Raw genomic sequence first — 13,831 nt, 5'->3', positions numbered from 1 at the left:
TGCAGGCCTCTCCGGCCCGGACGACGACGCAGGGCGGCACAGTGGAGGAAGCACCCCGCCAGCATACAGGGCACGCCCGAGCCGCCCGGAGCACTCCTCTGGAGCCGGACGGGCCCGCGCCTGCCCCGCCAGGCCCGCCCCGGCGCCCGGGGCCGCGCCTGTAGACTGACCGCCGGCGAACTACCACACCGGAGGCAGGCACCCACATGATCGAAGATGCTGCGGCCAAGGACGCACGCGAGCAGGACGCAGAGGCCCCAGGCAAGCAGGCACCGACTGTCCTCGCCGTGATCCCAGCGCGCGGAGGCTCGAAGGGCCTTCCCGGCAAGAACATCCGCCCGCTCAACGGCCGACCGCTGCTGGCGTACTCGATCGAGCTCGCGCGCGAGCTGGGCCCGTTGGTGCGGTGCATCATCTCGACGGACGACGAGGAGATCGCGCAGGCGGCGCGGGAGTCCGGCGGGGATGTGCCGTTCATGCGGCCGGCCGAGCTCGCCTCCGACACAGCGCCGACGAGCCTCGTGCTGCGCCACGCCCTCGAGACGATGGAGTCCCTCGACGGCGTCGAGTACAGCAGTGTGCTCCTGCTCGAGCCCACGAGCCCGACCCGCAGCGCGGAGGCCGTGTCCTCTGCCCTGCGCAAGCTCGACGACGACCCTTCGCTGGACGGCGTGATCGCCGTCTCGGAGCCCTTCTTCAATCCGGACTGGGTCGGCGTCCGTCCCTCCCAGGAGAACCCCGGAGTCCTCGTCCGGCATGCTCCCCGGGCCGCCGGCGTCGTGCGCAGGCAGGACATGGCGAGCTACCTCCGGATCAACGGCAACTTCTACGTCTGGCGGGCCGACTTCATCCGCCGGGTGAGCGGGAGCTGGTTCGACGAGGGCGTCCACGGCTATGTGGAGATCCCTGAGCTGCATGCCTTCAGCATCGACGACGAGCGCGAGTTCAAGCTGATCGAGGCGGTCGTCGCCGCCGGCCTCGCTCCCCTGCCGGGCCGCTGAGCCAGCTGCCCGCCGGCAGGCGGGCGGAGGAACGAGAGGGCTGCCGGCCCGCACATGCCGCTGCGGGTTGGCAGCCCTCTCGCGTGTCCGTCGCCAGTCCGGGCCCCGGGGGCTAGAGCACCCCGCCTCCGAGCACGACCTCGCGGAGACCGCCCCGGCCGTCGCCGGAGGCGAGCCACAGGACCCCGCCTTCATCGCGGACGAGCAGGTTCGGCGTGGCCGGGGCGACGAAGCTGTGCGCCCCGACTACGAGGGCCTGGGCGGTCCAGGCCGGCTGGAAGGCGGACCTCGGTTTGACCCACCCGGCACCGTTCGAGGGGTAGATCCACGTGGTCCCGTCCGCCGTCCGGGCCATGAGGTCGGGCAGGCCGTCCGAGGTCGCGTCCCCGAGCGGGACGAAGTCGGAGAAGGCGTTCCAGCCATTCCCCATCGCCCGCCTGGGGGTGAGTCCGCCGGAGCCGTTGCCGGGGTAGATCCACATGGTGCCTCCGTAGTCGCGCGCGAGGAGGTCAGGCAGCCCGTCCCCGGTCCAGTCGCCCGCACCGAGGATGGCGGTCATGGTGTGCCAGTTGTTGCCGATGAATCGGCGGGGAAGCCAGCCGCCGCTGCCGTTGCCGGGGTAGAGGTAGAGCACGCCCTGGGTGGTGCGGGCGATGAAGTCGTCGACCCCGTCGCCGTCGAAGTCCCCTGCCGGCACGATCGCCGACATGGTGTTCCAGCCGGCGCCCATGTAGTGCCGCGCCTGGAGGCCACCCCGGCCGTTGCCCGGATAGAGGTAGAGGTAGCCCGTGGGCGTCGTGGCCGCGACGTCGGTCAGGCCGTCGCCGTCGAGGTCCCCGGCGTCGAGGATCCTGGACATGCTGTCCCAGTTCGCGCCGAGCCGGACGAGCCGCGCGAAGGCGCCCCTCCCGTCGCCCGCGTAGACCCTCAGGTCGCCGGTCGAGGTCCTCGCCACGACATCCACGTTGCCGTCACGGTTGACATCGACGGCGCCGAAGACCGCGGTGAAGCCGCCCCAGCCCCTGCCCAGGACCACGCCGGCCGCGAAGCCGCCGCTCTGGCCGCGGTGCCAGATGAGCTCGCCTGCGCCGCTGATGCTCAGCAGGTCGGGGCGGCCGTCCCGGTTGAAGTCGCCTGCGTCCATGACGCGGGTCCGGCCGTTCAGGGTGGCCTGGACGGCGGTCCGGCTGGAGAAGCCGCCCGCTCCGTTGCCGGAGTACACCCAGGCCGTGCCGTCGCTCTCCGCCGCGACAAAATCCGCGCGGCCGTCGCCGGTCATGTCGTTCACCGCGGTGAGCGACGAGTAGATGTACCAGCCCTTCCCGATGTGGGTGCGGGCTGGGACGCCGCCACTCCCGTCGCCACGGTAGAGCCACAGGTCCCCGAGGGCGTCCCGCGCGACCAGGTCCGGGATGCCGTCGCCGCTCATGTCCCGGGAGCCGACGATGCGGTCGTAGATGCGCCAGCCCCCGCCGATGCGCCGCGCGGGGCCGAATGTCCCGTCGGCACGGCCGGGATGGAAGTACAGCGTCCCGTTCGGCAGCCGGCTGTAGAGGTCGGCGATGCGGTCCCCATTGGCGTCCCCGGCCGAGAAGCGCAGCTCGCGCCGCTGCTCCGCATCGCCGAAGGCGAAGGCCTTGAGGCCCGTCATGGTCCCGTTCCAGACGTTGGAGTCGCCCGCGAACGGCCCTGTGCTGCTGTACTGCCAGACGCTGTAGAAGTCCCAGCTGGCCGGCAGGGCGCCGGGCCCGTACCTGTAGTCCCTCTCGAGGTTGGTCGGGTACGCCGCGATATGGAGCGGATACGCGCCGAACCAGCTCGCATTGCCCGTGCACGTCCGCCACCAGTCCGTGGTGGTGTAGATCATGGGCGTGCGGCCGGTGCGCTGGAGGACCTGCCTCGAGAAGTCCCGGAGCCATGTGGTGAGCGCTGTGGGCGACATGTTGTAGCAGGTGTTGCCCAGCGACGAGTAGGGGTTGTACTCGATGTCCAGGAGAGGCGGAAGGGTCCAGCCGTCGGCGCTCCAGCCTCCGCCGTTGTCGACGAAGTAGTTGGCCTGGGCGACTGCCGAGGACTGGCTGGGGAGCGCGAAGTGGTACGCCCCGCGGATCATCCCGACGCTGCGCGCCCCGGAGTACTGGCTCGAGAAGTGGCTGCTCCTGTAGAAGTCGCCCTCGGTCGCCTTGACGTAGGCGAACCGGGCCCCCTTCTTGTACTCGCCCGACCAGTCCACGTCGCCCTGCCACCCGCTCACGTCCATTCCCGGCACCCCGTCGGAGGGGACATAGGTGTTCGCGGCCGGCACGGCGGCCGTGAGCGCTGCTGGCGCGAGGTCTTCCGCTGCGGTCCTCGGCGCGAGGGCGGCGGCCGACGGCGCGGGCGCGGTTGCCGAGGTCGACGGCGCAGGTGCGGGTGCTGTCGACGGCGCCGGCTCGATCTGAGCGGCCCCACCCCCGTCCGGCACGCCGTCTGCCGCCCGCGCGGCCCCCGCGTCCATCGCCAGGGCGGCAGGGTCTTCGGCGGGCGCGATCTGGGTGTCGAGGTGGGACTTGAGGCGCCGGACGCCCTGGCCCATGCTCGCGCCGTGCTCGCCCACCGAGGCAAGCAGCTCCTGCCTCAGCGGATCGTCCATCGCGGGGCGCCGCTCCGATGCGGCGGAGACGCCGCCCGCGGGAGTGCCCGCTGCCTCTGACGGCCCGTCCCCTCCCCGCTGCGAGGCGGGGACCCACAGCGCCGACGCGAGCGCGATCGAGGTGGCACATGAGACGGCGGCAGCCGTCCATGGCAGTCGTCGCCGTGCCTCGTCCGGGTTCGGCATGGGATGTCCCCTCCCTGTTTTTCGGCCACGGTTGTGGTCGACCACAGTCCTTCTCGGCCACACATACCCTTTCCACGGTAGCAAAGTGGGCTACCAGAGTGATGGAGGTGGCTGCTGTGACTGCAGGGACGGCGGGGCTTCACGCGGTGACCTAGGCTTGGATCGATCTGCGGCGGCATTCTGCCGCATCGGCACGATGAGGAGAAGGCGTCCGGATGGACATCCAAAACCACTTCTACGGGCATTCGGCGATTCTGGCGGCACATGCCGGCCTCCGGGCGCCCCGTCACATCCCGGGGCTCTACCAGCACGGGTGGACCCACGTCTCCCCCGTGGGAACGCATTTCGCCGCCCTCGCCTCGAGGGCACCCCGCGGCGGCCTCTTCGTGTGGACGCACAATTCCCGCGGGTGGTCCGAGGAGCGGTCGCACGTTGAGACCGGCTTCTCCACGGTTCCGATCGGCTCAGCCGCCCTGTACCTCGCTCGCGCTGCCGAGGCCGAGGGCGTGCGCCCCCCGACCACGCTCGGGACCGTCGTCATCCCGTTCCACGGCACGCGCCTGCTCTCGGTGGAAGGCGACCAGGAGGGCTACGCGCGGGAGGTCCTGGAGCGCGAGGGCCCGTCCGTGGTGTGCCTGCACGTGGACGACATGCGCAGGCCGGACATCGTCTCCGCGTGGAAGGACGCAGGGCACACCCTGACGACGGCGGGCGAGCGCCGCGATCCCGCCTTCCTCGGCCGGGTCATGTGGCTGCTCATGAGCGCCGAGAAGGTGGTGTCCAACCGTCTCGCGACCGCGCTGGTCTACGCCGCGGGCGTGGGCACTCCGATCAGCATCTACGGTCCTGCCTTCCGTGTCTCCGGGGCGGCCGAGAGCACAGCCGATGCCTACATGCGGGACCTCTGGCCCGAGTTCTACGCCGAGGCCCCGCACACCGGCCTGCTCAGGGGCATCGCCGAGCGGGAGCTGGGCGCGGACTACCTGCGCGGCCCCGAGGAGCTGCGCACGGTCCTCGGCTGGGACCGCCCCACGGTCAAGCCGTTCCTCGACTACTGGCTGGGAGCCCCGGCGGCGAAGGCGCTCGCGGTGCTCCGGCCCGACGATGCCCCGGCCGCCTCGAACACCGAGGAAGTCAAGGCGTCCCCGCTCCACTTCCTCAAGGATCCGCTAGAGCACCTCCCCGACCCGCTCCCCCGGAGCGCGAGCACGGCTCTCACCGCCCCCCAGCTCGGCATCCGTGTCTGAGACCGCCCCGGACAGGCGCCGGCAGTCCCTCTACTACCTGATCGGGGCTGCGCTCCAGGGGACCGGGGCGATCCTGGTCCAGCCCTTCTCGATCCGCATCCTCGACGCGACCGAGTGGGGCCGCGTGAGTGTCGCAATCGTCCTCCTGCAGATCGGCCAGGTGATCCTCTCCGCAGGCCTGCCGCTGACCATCAGCAAGGCGTACTTCGACCCTCACGGTGGTGAGGGGAAGGCCCGGGCGATCCACGGCTTCAACGTCTCGCTCGGCATGGCACTCGCCCTTGTCGTTGCCGCGGTCTACTTGGCCGCCGCCCCGGACAGGGCCGGCGCCGTCCCGCTCGCCCTCGCCGTGGTCGCCACGGGCCTGCTCAATGGCGTGGTGAGCTCGCAGGCCATCCTGCGCAGCCGCGGAAGCGCGCTGTCCTTCGTGCTGCTCAGCGGCGGAGCGTCCCTCGGCGCGCACGGCGCGGGCCTTGCGGGAATCCTGCTGTTCGGCCCGACGGCAGGCACCTACCTCGCGGCCTTCGCAGCGGCGATGCTCGTGACCGCGGCCGTCGGGCTCAGACTCGCATCCCCGAGGCTTCCGTGGAGCGACCCGGGCTCGGTGAAGGGGGCACTGCGGCTCGGGCTCCCCATCCTCCCCCACAGCATCGCCATCATGGTGCTGCTCCAGGGCGACCTCTTCCTCGTGCAGCTCTTCCAGGGCTCCGAGGCCGCAGGCCGCTACGCCGCCGCGGCCGTCTTCGCACTGGGGCCGTTTGCCATCCTCTCGGGCCTCAACAACGCCTGGACAACGCAGATCTTCCGGAGCGCCGCGGCGTCGCGGCTCCACGAGGAGGTCCTGCGGGTCTCGCGCGAGGCGGCCCTGACTGCCGTCGGCGTCGGCCTTCTCGCAACACTCTCGGCGACCATCGGCATGCTCGTGCTCAAGGGACCTGACCACGAGGTAGCCCAGCTGGCAAAGGTCCTGCCCGGCGTCGCCGTCGGCTACGCCATGTACCTCGTGGCCACCACGTCGCTCCTGGCCGTGGGACGCACGCTCGCCCTCGTCTGGGCCACGCCCGCCGTGGCCCTCGTGGCCGTGCTCCTCGCCTGGCTGCCCGCCCATTCGGAGCACTTCTGGCAGCTCGGCAGCGTGCGTGCGGCCGTCTTCGTCCTGCTCGGGGCCCTCTACACGGCACTCGCAGTGCGGGCGGGCGCGGGCCGTCCGCCGCTGCGCCTCTTCGCGGGTGCGCTCGGCGCGAGCGCGGCCGTCATCGCGGTGAACCTGGCCCTGCCCACGTCCCTCGCGGCGGGCTCCGCGACGCTCGCGGTGGGCCTGGGAGCAGTGGCCGCCGTCGCCTTCCTCTGGCTCCGCCGCCGGCGCCCGGCCTGAGAGGTTCTGCACCCACCGGAGCCCAGATGAGACCAGAACAGGCCGGCCCCGCTGTCCCATAGGGGCAGCGGGGCCGGCCTGTCCGTTCCAACGGATGTCAGGGGCGCACAGCGTGGCGGACGAGCTTGGCCAGCCCGTCCCACATCCCCTTCGAGACGACCTTGGGCGCGAGGCTCACCGCGTTGAGGCGGGAAGTCAGGTGCAGCCGTGCGGCCCGCTCGGCCTGCTTCCAGCCGAGCCGGGCGAAGTCCCGCGCGCACTCGTCGAAGAACGCCCGCTCCTCGGCGAAGCGACGGCCGTCGAGGGCCCGGACCGACGAATCCGACTCGCGGTGCCTGCGGTACTGGAAGCACACGGTGTCGGTGACCAGCATGGTCCCGCCGTCCATGATGATGTCCATGGCGAGCGCGAGGTCCTGGACCACGTTGTACTGCTCGCGGAAGTCGTGCTTGAGGATGGCCTCGGCCCGCCAGGCGATCGACGGGAAGTAGAGCCAGTCCCCGGTGATGAGGCTCTCGGCGATCGGCTCGCCGGAGATGAGCGCCTCGGAGGTGCGGCCGACGGCGAGCTGGCGCAGCCTGCGCTTGACCTTGTCGCCGAGCGGCTCGTAGACCTTGCCGTTCTCGTCGATGACCTCGACGCCGGGCTGGACGATGTCGACGGAGGGGTTCTCGAAGGCCTTGCGGATCGTGCCGATGTAGTTCGGCAGCATGATGTCGTCCGCGCCCATGACCACGACGACGTCGTGCTCGACGAGCGAGAGGCACTTCTTGTAGTTGCCGTTGGCGCCGAGGTTCGTCTCATTGCGGAAGTAGCGCACGCGCGGGTCGCCCTCGACGAGGGAGGAGAAGTACTCGGGCAGGGAGTCGTCCGGGTAGCCGTCATCCACGATGGTGAGGCGGAAGTCCCGGTCGTCCTGCTCGAGGACGGAGCGAACGGCGGCCTTCATGAGAGCCACGTCCCCGTAGTAGGGGAACATTACGTCAATCGTCATGGTCGTCTTTCGTCAGATGTGCGGACACTGATGGCTCGCGCGCTGCGGCCGCCTCCAGTCGCTCGACCGAAGCGCGGAGGATCGCGACTTCCTCGGCGAGGATGCGGGTCTCGTCTTCGAGGACGGTCAGCTCCCGTGAGACGTGGAGGCTGACGCCGGCCAGGAGGACGATCGAGAGCGCGAAGAGGAGATTCGAGGGAACCTGTACGCCGATGACCCTCGCAGTCCAGGCCAAGAGGTTGGGGAACAGCCCGAGGACAACGGTCAAACTGCCGATGACCAGCCAGAGAACGGCGTACTTCTCGCGGAGCCGGCCAGCGCGGAGCATGGCGAGCACCACCAGGAGCATGGCGACGGACAGGACGAGTGCAATGGCGATCATGCTCAGACCGTCCCTTCCCCAGCGATCTCACCGTGCACGGGCCTGTTGGCGTCGGCAGGGAGAGGTGTGCGTCGGCGCGCGAGGGCGAAGCAGAGGACGAGCCCGGAGCGCGCGAGGTACAGGGCCGACTTGAATGGGCCCTTGCTCGGCGTCCCCGCCTGGCGCGCGCGCATGGCGACGGGGACCTGCGTCACGGTGCACCCGGACTTGAGGGCGACGACGAGCGAGTCGATGGTGTCGCCGAGGTACTCGACCGGGAAGTGCGAGATGTACTGGTGCAGGGCACGCTGGTTCGCTGCGCGGAACCCCGAGGTCACGTCCGTCAGCCGGTGCCGGGCGACCTTCGAGACGACGAAGGCAAGGAGGGACATCGCCCACCTCCTGGGCCCCCGCACGTCATAGTCGCCGCGCCCTGCGAAGCGGGCGCCGATCGCGATGTCTGCGTGCTCGAGCCCTGCCAGGACCCGGTTGATGTCGTGCGCGTCATGCTGCCCGTCCGAGTCCACCTGGATCGCCGCTGTGTAGCCATGGCGGATGGCGTACTTGAAGCCCGCGCGCATCGCGCCGCCGACCCCGAGGTTGAACGGGAGCCGCAGCACCTCTGCGCCGGCCTCGTGGGCGACCTTCGCCGTGTTGTCCGTGGATCCGTCGTCGACGACGAGGACGTCATGCTCGGGTACAACAGCCCGAACGTCCCGGATCGTCTCGGCGATCGCGGCCTCCTCATTCCATGCGGGCATGATGATGAGGACAGCCCGTTCGTGTCTGTTGCCCATGATGCACCATGCTAGCAACTGGCCGGAGCCCCTCCGTCACCGGTCTCCGGCTCGGTTCTGCCGGGCGCACAAGGCATACTCATGTGGGTTGTCAACGATGAGAGGTGTTCGATGGCGTGGTGGGACCTGGGTCCGACGTGGCTCGCGGCAGCAGCGGTGTACTTCCTTCCCGGGCTCCTGGTCCTCGTCTGCGCGGGAGTGCGCCGCCTGCCGCTCGCGGCATTGGCCGCGCCCATGTCCGCGACCCTTGCGGGCACCGCAGCGGTCCTCCTGCCGTTCGCGGGGGTCCCGTTCACGCCCCTCACCTACTGGCTGGCCGCGGCTACAGCGGCCCTTGCAGCGGTCGGCGCACGCGCGCTCTGGCGCCGCTCGCGCGCATACAGGCCCCTCGTACTCGGCGCCCAGGGACCTCTTCCCGCGGCTGATCTCGGCAGCGTCGCAGCGGGCGCGATGGTCCCTCTGGGGATCGCCGTCGCGGCACTGATCATCGGCTACCGGTTCATGAACGGCTTCGGCTCCCCCGAGGCGTTCTCCCAGACCTTCGACAACGTCTACCACCTCAATGCCGTCCGCCACATCGTCGCCACCGAGAACGGCTCGACCCTCACCCTCGGCAACCTCACAGCGGCGTCCAAGGGCCTCTACCCGGCGGCCATGCACGACATGATGGCCCTGCTCGTGATGCTGGGGGCTCCCTCCGTGATGGCGGCCGTGAACGTCGGGACGATCGTCATGGGGGCGGTCGTCTGGCCGCTGGGATGCGTCTTCCTCGTGAGCCGCATCGTCGGGTACCGCCCGATCCCGCTCCTGATCGCCGGTGTGCTGTCCTCGGCCTTCAGCGCCTTCCCCTACCTCCTCGTTGCTTTCGGCGTCCTGTACCCGAACCACGCCGCCGTCGCGCTCCTCCCGGCCGTCCTCGCCCTGGCGGTCGAGGCGCTCGGCGTGTCGCGGACGCCGCCGACCTCCCCCGTGGCGCCGGTCATCGCGCTCGCTGCCGTCCTGCCCGGCCTCGCCCTCACCCACCCGAGCACGATCCCGGCCCTCGCCGCATTCGCGGCGCCTGCCATCATCAACAGGACCGTCCTCGTCTGGGTCGAGGTGCGCGAGGGAACGGCGAAGCGCCGGGCGGCCGTCGGCTGGATGATCGGGACCGCCGTCTACGCCCTCGTCTCGCTCGCGCTGTGGATCGTGCTCCGCCCCAACCTCTCGACCGCCGGATGGACGTCCTTCCAGTCCAATGCGCGCGCCATCGGAGAGATCCTCTCGAGCGCGCCGATGGGCACGACGATCGCATGGGTGCTCCTCCCCCTCACGGTGATCGGGCTCTACGTGTGTGCGCGGCAGCTGCGACGCTACGCGTGGGTCGCGGGCATGTTCGGGGTGGGGGCCATCCTCTACCTCGTGGTCTCGAGCTGGAGCAACGGGGCATTCCGCGACTTCGTCACGGGCATCTGGTACACGGACAGCTACCGCCTTGCTGCACTACTGCCGCTCGTCACGCTCCCCGTCGTCGTCCTCGGTGGCGAGTGGCTCATCTGGCGCCTCCGCTGGGTTGTGGGGACGGCGCTGCACCGGCTCGGCGAGAAGCGCCTCCCGCAGCTCCAGCGGCTGCCGGAACGCACCACCGCTGCGGTGGGGGTGGCAGCTGTCCTGGCCATGGGAGTGGCCGCCCAGGGAGGAACGCTCTCCGGCGTCCAGGAGCGGCTGCGGACCATCTTCGCCACGACCCCCGCCTCGGGGATCCTCTCGACCGACGAGGTGGCGCTCCTCCGCGAGGTGCCGGCCTACGTGCCGGAGGACGGGGTCGTCGTGGGGAACCCGCGGACGGGGGCCTCTCTGGTGTACGCGTTCTCGGACAGGACGGCGCTTGCGCCGCACATCTTCGGAGTCCGCACTCCCGACGAGCAGCTCCTCTTCGACCACTGGGGCGAAGCGGCCTACAACCCGGCGGTCTGCCCGGCGATCGAGCGGCTCAATGCGTACTGGGCGCTCGACTTCGGGGACAAGGAGATCACTCCCCGGGCCGAGCCCCTCTCAGGGGTCCGGGACCTCGCCGACGGCTCCGCGCCCGGGGTGGAGCTCGTCCACTCGGTCGGCCAGGCCCGGCTCTTCCGCGTCACCGCGTGCGACTGAGCTGAGGCGGGAGGGCCCGCGCCCGCCCGCTTCAGGCCTGCCGGCCGGGAAGGCCGGTCCCCGGAATGCGCGTCCTGCTAGTCCTGGGCCGCGTAGTAGGCCGCCTTGGCCAGCTCCGGCACGATGTTCCGGCTCGCCCACTGAAGGCCCAGTGCAGACCCGGACGTGAGCGAGTTCTGGTCCGGGGCCGCAACATAGAAGGCGCCTCGGTGCGCCGCGGCGGGAAGCGCGGCCATGAACGGGGCCTCGGAGACGATCCGCTGCTGGCCCTCGGCCACGGCGACCACCGCGATGTCGCTCGACAGCTCCCGGACCCGGCTCTGCGGCCAGCGGTGCTCGCCTTCCGCCAAGGGGGCCTCGCGTTCGACCGCTGCGAGCGCCGGCGACGTGGTGAGCCCGAACGAGCGGAGTGCCGCGGCTGCATTCGAGCCCCCCCCGTAGACGAGGACGTCGGCGCCGGGGACGGCCGAGGCCGAGAACATGAGGACAGTCGTCCCCTCGAGCCCCGGGTAGGCCGAGGCGGCGTCCGCCATTGCCTTCTCCGTCGTGGCGACCACCTCCTCCGCAGCGGCCTCGAGCCCCAGCACGCGGCCCACCGTGCGCACGGCGTCCGCCCAAGGGGTCTCGCCCCGGGCCGAGGTGGCTGCGACGACCGGAGCGACAGCCGAGAGCTGCTCGAAGCGGTCTCGGGGGAGCTCCGATCCCAGCGCGAGGACCACATCCGGCGCCATCTTGACGATGTCGTCGATCGGGAGCCCGCCGCGGGCGTTCAGCAGGAAGGGCTGCGGACCGGAGAACGTCCGCAGTGCGGCGGAGAACCAGGGCGAGCCGGCGGTGTCCAGGATCCCGGCGGGAGCGACGCCGAGTGCGGCGCACGCGTCCGCGCTGGCGGGGTCCATGGCCACCACCACGCGGGGAGGCTCCTCGAGCCGGGCTGTGCCGAGCGCGTGCTCCACCTCGAGGGGGAAGGCGGACGGGTCGGGCGTCGTCGACGGACGCGCGGGGCTGCCGCTCGGCCGCGAGCACCCAGCCAGCCCGACGGGCACCGCGAGGAGGCCCAGGAGGACGGCCCGCCGTCCGAGGAGTCCCCTGCTGCGGGGGGAGCCAGGAGTCGTCGCGCGATTCATCACGTCATGTCCTTCATCTGTTCTCTGCGGGCTTCTTCGGTCTCTCGGTGCCCGTCATGGCTATGGGCACCCCGTGATCTCGTAGAGCGCTGCGGAACCGTGGCGGGCGAGCAATGTGGCAACGGGGCTCTCGTTGAGGAGCAGGAGGCCGGGCCCGGGCCGCCTCTCGTCGTTGACCTGCTTCGAACCGAAGTCCAGTGCGTAGCTCACCCCGAGCTTCCTGACCGCGTCGCACACCCGCGGACCGCCCTCGTGCAGGTGCAGGAGCAGGTACACGAGTTCCGGAGGCCGGGGTCCGGTGAGGATGTGCAGCTGGGAAGTCCGCCTGCCCGCGAGCGCGTAGGCGAGCGCGGAGCCGGTGCCGGGGTTGACGAAGATGACAGCGTCCGCGGGGACGAGCCGGGAGACGTCGTCGAGCACCGCAGCCTCATCGGTCGTCAGGAGCGGTGAGTCGTCCGACATGGTGTAGCTGGCCCGCGCCTCGTCCACGAGATCCGGAATGCTCCCCAGCTGGCTGGAGGCGGCGAGCACGGCCGCCGCCACAGCACCGGCCAGCACGCGGCGGCGCGGAAGCCGCTTGGCCAGGAGGTCCCACAGCCAGAGGGCACCGACGGCCGCTGGGACCACCGCGACGGTAGGCAGGAGGGCGGCGAGCCGGTAGCTGTCGCTGTACCACGTGCCCGTGAGCAGGTAGCGGAACAGCCCCTCGGGGAAGCTCGCCACGACGATGAACAGGAACGCCCCGAGCGCGTAGACGCCGAGCGCCCACGCCGGCCCGCGCCAGCGGCGTACCGCGAGCAGTACGAGGCCGAGAGCAGTCAGGACGGAGACGACCACTGCAGCGCGCACCAGGAGCGGCGAGAGGGTCGCCACCTCCAAGAGCGCGCCGCCGATGGAGCGCACCGGGTCCCAGAACGCCGCCCCCGGCGACGGCCGCAGCGCCACCCACGCGGCCGCCGCACCCGCCATGCCGATCCCGCCGGCCGCGGTCCACAGCAGCGCACGACGCCGACTGGCCGGCCACTCCTTCCGCCACACCGCCCATGCGCGGAACCACGCGACCAGGGCCACGGGGCTGAAGAACGCGAACAGCGCCATGGCCATGCTCGGGTGCGCGAGTGCGAGGCCCGGGAGGAACCATGCGCACGCGAGGGCAGCAAGGGGCCACGCCACGTCGTCGACCGCCGAGAGGCGCACCGCCTGGACCGCCAGCGCGAGCGCCGCAGGCAGCAGGGCGACGCCCAGGGCCGTCGGGTACAGCACCCCGAAGTAGAGGAGGAGGAGTGGGAACGCGGCGAAGCCGGCGGACAGGATGCCTGCCACGACGAGGCCCGCCGTCCGCTCGCCCACGGCCTGCCGCACGAGGGCGATGCAGCCGAGGGGCCACGCCACGGCGGCGATCGCGAGGTTCGCTCCGTTGACCGCAACCGGAATGTTGGTGGCGCTGGCATCGGCCACGAGGGCGGCGAATGCGTGCCAGACCGCCGGATAGTAAGGCGCGTTCGTCATCTGTCCCACGGTCAGCGAGGACGCCTGGCCCGTGTCCTGGATGTAGCGCACCGCGTTGAGGTGGAAGACGTTGTCGAACGTCTGCGAGATGTTCTCAGGCGAGCCGACCATGGACACGAACCACGCGGCGATCACGGCCGGGCCGACTGCGGCCCCCAGGACCCCCCACGGGCCGACCCGTCCGCGCCGGCGCGGGACCGGCGTCGTGCGCCGAGCCACGCCGAGCCGCAGGAGCGCGAGGGCGCCGGCGGCAGCAGCGGTCGCCGCCGCCACCGTGAGCGGCGTCCAGACGAGGCCCACGAACGGCGCGACGGTGGAGCCGACCCCGATCACCGAGACAGAGAACCCCGGAGCGAGGGCCAGCAGCATGGTGCTCCGGAAGCCGAGGGCCCACCCGCACGCGATGCCGGGGAGGATCAGGAAGACGAGGGCGGCGAGGACCGCGGGCACTGCCTCAAGCCAGGTCATG

At 71.2% G+C, this 13,831-nt stretch carries 10 protein-coding genes; 4 read left to right on the top strand and 6 right to left on the bottom strand.

The features are described 5' to 3' along the window. Nucleotides 1-206: 206 nt before the first annotated feature. Nucleotides 207-1,001: an acylneuraminate cytidylyltransferase family protein gene (locus ABCQ75_RS03130; protein ID WP_345883058.1), complete on the top strand. Its 795-nt coding sequence runs from the start codon at nucleotides 207-209 to the stop codon at nucleotides 999-1,001. Between the two features lie 112 nt (nucleotides 1,002-1,113). On the opposite strand, the gene ABCQ75_RS03125 is transcribed toward ABCQ75_RS03130, so the two are convergent. Continuing rightward, nucleotides 1,114-3,819, bottom strand: coding sequence for a GH25 family lysozyme (locus ABCQ75_RS03125; protein WP_345883057.1), 2,706 nt, complete (start codon nucleotides 3,817-3,819; stop codon nucleotides 1,114-1,116). Nucleotides 3,820-4,034: 215 nt separating this feature from the next. Here ABCQ75_RS03125 and ABCQ75_RS03120 point away from each other — a divergent pair, with 215 nt between their 5' ends. Both ABCQ75_RS03120 and ABCQ75_RS03115 read left to right on the top strand, forming a co-directional pair. Then, nucleotides 4,035-5,066, top strand: coding sequence for a hypothetical protein (locus ABCQ75_RS03120; protein ID WP_345883056.1), 1,032 nt, complete (start codon nucleotides 4,035-4,037; stop codon nucleotides 5,064-5,066). Continuing rightward, nucleotides 5,059-6,441, top strand: coding sequence for an oligosaccharide flippase family protein (locus ABCQ75_RS03115; protein WP_345883055.1), 1,383 nt, complete (start codon nucleotides 5,059-5,061; stop codon nucleotides 6,439-6,441). The genes ABCQ75_RS03120 and ABCQ75_RS03115 overlap by 8 nt, the downstream gene beginning before the upstream one ends. A gap of 97 nt (nucleotides 6,442-6,538) precedes the next feature. Here the strand turns inward: ABCQ75_RS03115 and ABCQ75_RS03110 are convergent, their stop codons facing one another. Genes ABCQ75_RS03110 through ABCQ75_RS03100 form a run of 3 tightly spaced genes read right to left on the bottom strand, consistent with a single transcriptional unit; the run spans nucleotide 6,539 to nucleotide 8,593 of the window. Further along, nucleotides 6,539-7,435, bottom strand: coding sequence for a glycosyltransferase family 2 protein (locus ABCQ75_RS03110; RefSeq protein WP_345883054.1), 897 nt, complete (start codon nucleotides 7,433-7,435; stop codon nucleotides 6,539-6,541). Continuing rightward, a complete protein-coding gene (locus tag ABCQ75_RS03105) occupies nucleotides 7,425-7,817 on the bottom strand; it encodes a DUF2304 domain-containing protein (protein ID WP_345883053.1) in 393 nt (130 codons plus the stop codon). The genes ABCQ75_RS03110 and ABCQ75_RS03105 overlap by 11 nt, the downstream gene beginning before the upstream one ends. 2 nt (nucleotides 7,818-7,819) lie before the next feature. Continuing rightward, nucleotides 7,820-8,593, bottom strand: a complete 774-nt coding sequence (locus tag ABCQ75_RS03100; RefSeq protein ID WP_345883052.1) for a glycosyltransferase family 2 protein — start codon at nucleotides 8,591-8,593, stop codon at nucleotides 7,820-7,822. A gap of 81 nt (nucleotides 8,594-8,674) precedes the next feature. Here ABCQ75_RS03100 and ABCQ75_RS03095 point away from each other — a divergent pair, with 81 nt between their 5' ends. Further along, nucleotides 8,675-10,726 carry a DUF6541 family protein gene (locus tag ABCQ75_RS03095; RefSeq protein WP_345883051.1) on the top strand — a complete coding sequence of 684 codons (2,052 nt, stop codon included), beginning with the start codon at nucleotides 8,675-8,677 and terminating at the stop codon, nucleotides 10,724-10,726. Between the two features lie 77 nt (nucleotides 10,727-10,803). Here the strand turns inward: ABCQ75_RS03095 and ABCQ75_RS03090 are convergent, their stop codons facing one another. Together ABCQ75_RS03090 and ABCQ75_RS03085 are read right to left on the bottom strand one after the other, a co-directional pair. Then, on the bottom strand, nucleotides 10,804-11,853 hold the full coding sequence (locus ABCQ75_RS03090; RefSeq protein ID WP_345883231.1) for an ABC transporter substrate-binding protein: 1,050 nt from the start codon (nucleotides 11,851-11,853) through the stop codon (nucleotides 10,804-10,806). Between the two features lie 60 nt (nucleotides 11,854-11,913). Then, entirely contained in the window at nucleotides 11,914-13,830 is a 1,917-nt protein-coding gene (locus ABCQ75_RS03085; protein WP_345883050.1) for a DUF6541 family protein, read from the bottom strand. Between the last annotated feature and the right edge of the window lies 1 nt (nucleotide 13,831).

The organism is Sinomonas halotolerans, assembly GCF_039615075.1.
Lineage (GTDB): Bacteria > Actinomycetota > Actinomycetes > Actinomycetales > Micrococcaceae > Sinomonas > Sinomonas halotolerans.
Note: the sequence above shows the minus strand (reverse complement) of the source record. Positions and strands in the feature narration are given on the sequence as shown.

What these genes read in the sequence shown, in the direction of transcription:
- ABCQ75_RS03130 (WP_345883058.1), top strand. Translation starts at nt 207, where the DNA reads ATGATCGAAGATGCTGCGGCCAAGGACGCACGCGAGCAGGACGCAGAG.
- ABCQ75_RS03125 (WP_345883057.1), bottom strand. Translation starts at nt 3,819, where the DNA reads ATGCCGAACCCGGACGAGGCACGGCGACGACTGCCATGGACGGCTGCC.
- ABCQ75_RS03120 (WP_345883056.1), top strand. Translation starts at nt 4,035, where the DNA reads ATGGACATCCAAAACCACTTCTACGGGCATTCGGCGATTCTGGCGGCA.
- ABCQ75_RS03110 (WP_345883054.1), bottom strand. Translation starts at nt 7,435, where the DNA reads ATGACGATTGACGTAATGTTCCCCTACTACGGGGACGTGGCTCTCATG.
- ABCQ75_RS03105 (WP_345883053.1), bottom strand. Translation starts at nt 7,817, where the DNA reads ATGATCGCCATTGCACTCGTCCTGTCCGTCGCCATGCTCCTGGTGGTG.
- ABCQ75_RS03100 (WP_345883052.1), bottom strand. Translation starts at nt 8,593, where the DNA reads ATGGGCAACAGACACGAACGGGCTGTCCTCATCATCATGCCCGCATGG.
- ABCQ75_RS03095 (WP_345883051.1), top strand. Translation starts at nt 8,675, where the DNA reads ATGTGGGTTGTCAACGATGAGAGGTGTTCGATGGCGTGGTGGGACCTG.
- ABCQ75_RS03090 (WP_345883231.1), bottom strand. Translation starts at nt 11,853, where the DNA reads ATGAATCGCGCGACGACTCCTGGCTCCCCCCGCAGCAGGGGACTCCTC.
- ABCQ75_RS03085 (WP_345883050.1), bottom strand. Translation starts at nt 13,830, where the DNA reads ATGACCTGGCTTGAGGCAGTGCCCGCGGTCCTCGCCGCCCTCGTCTTC.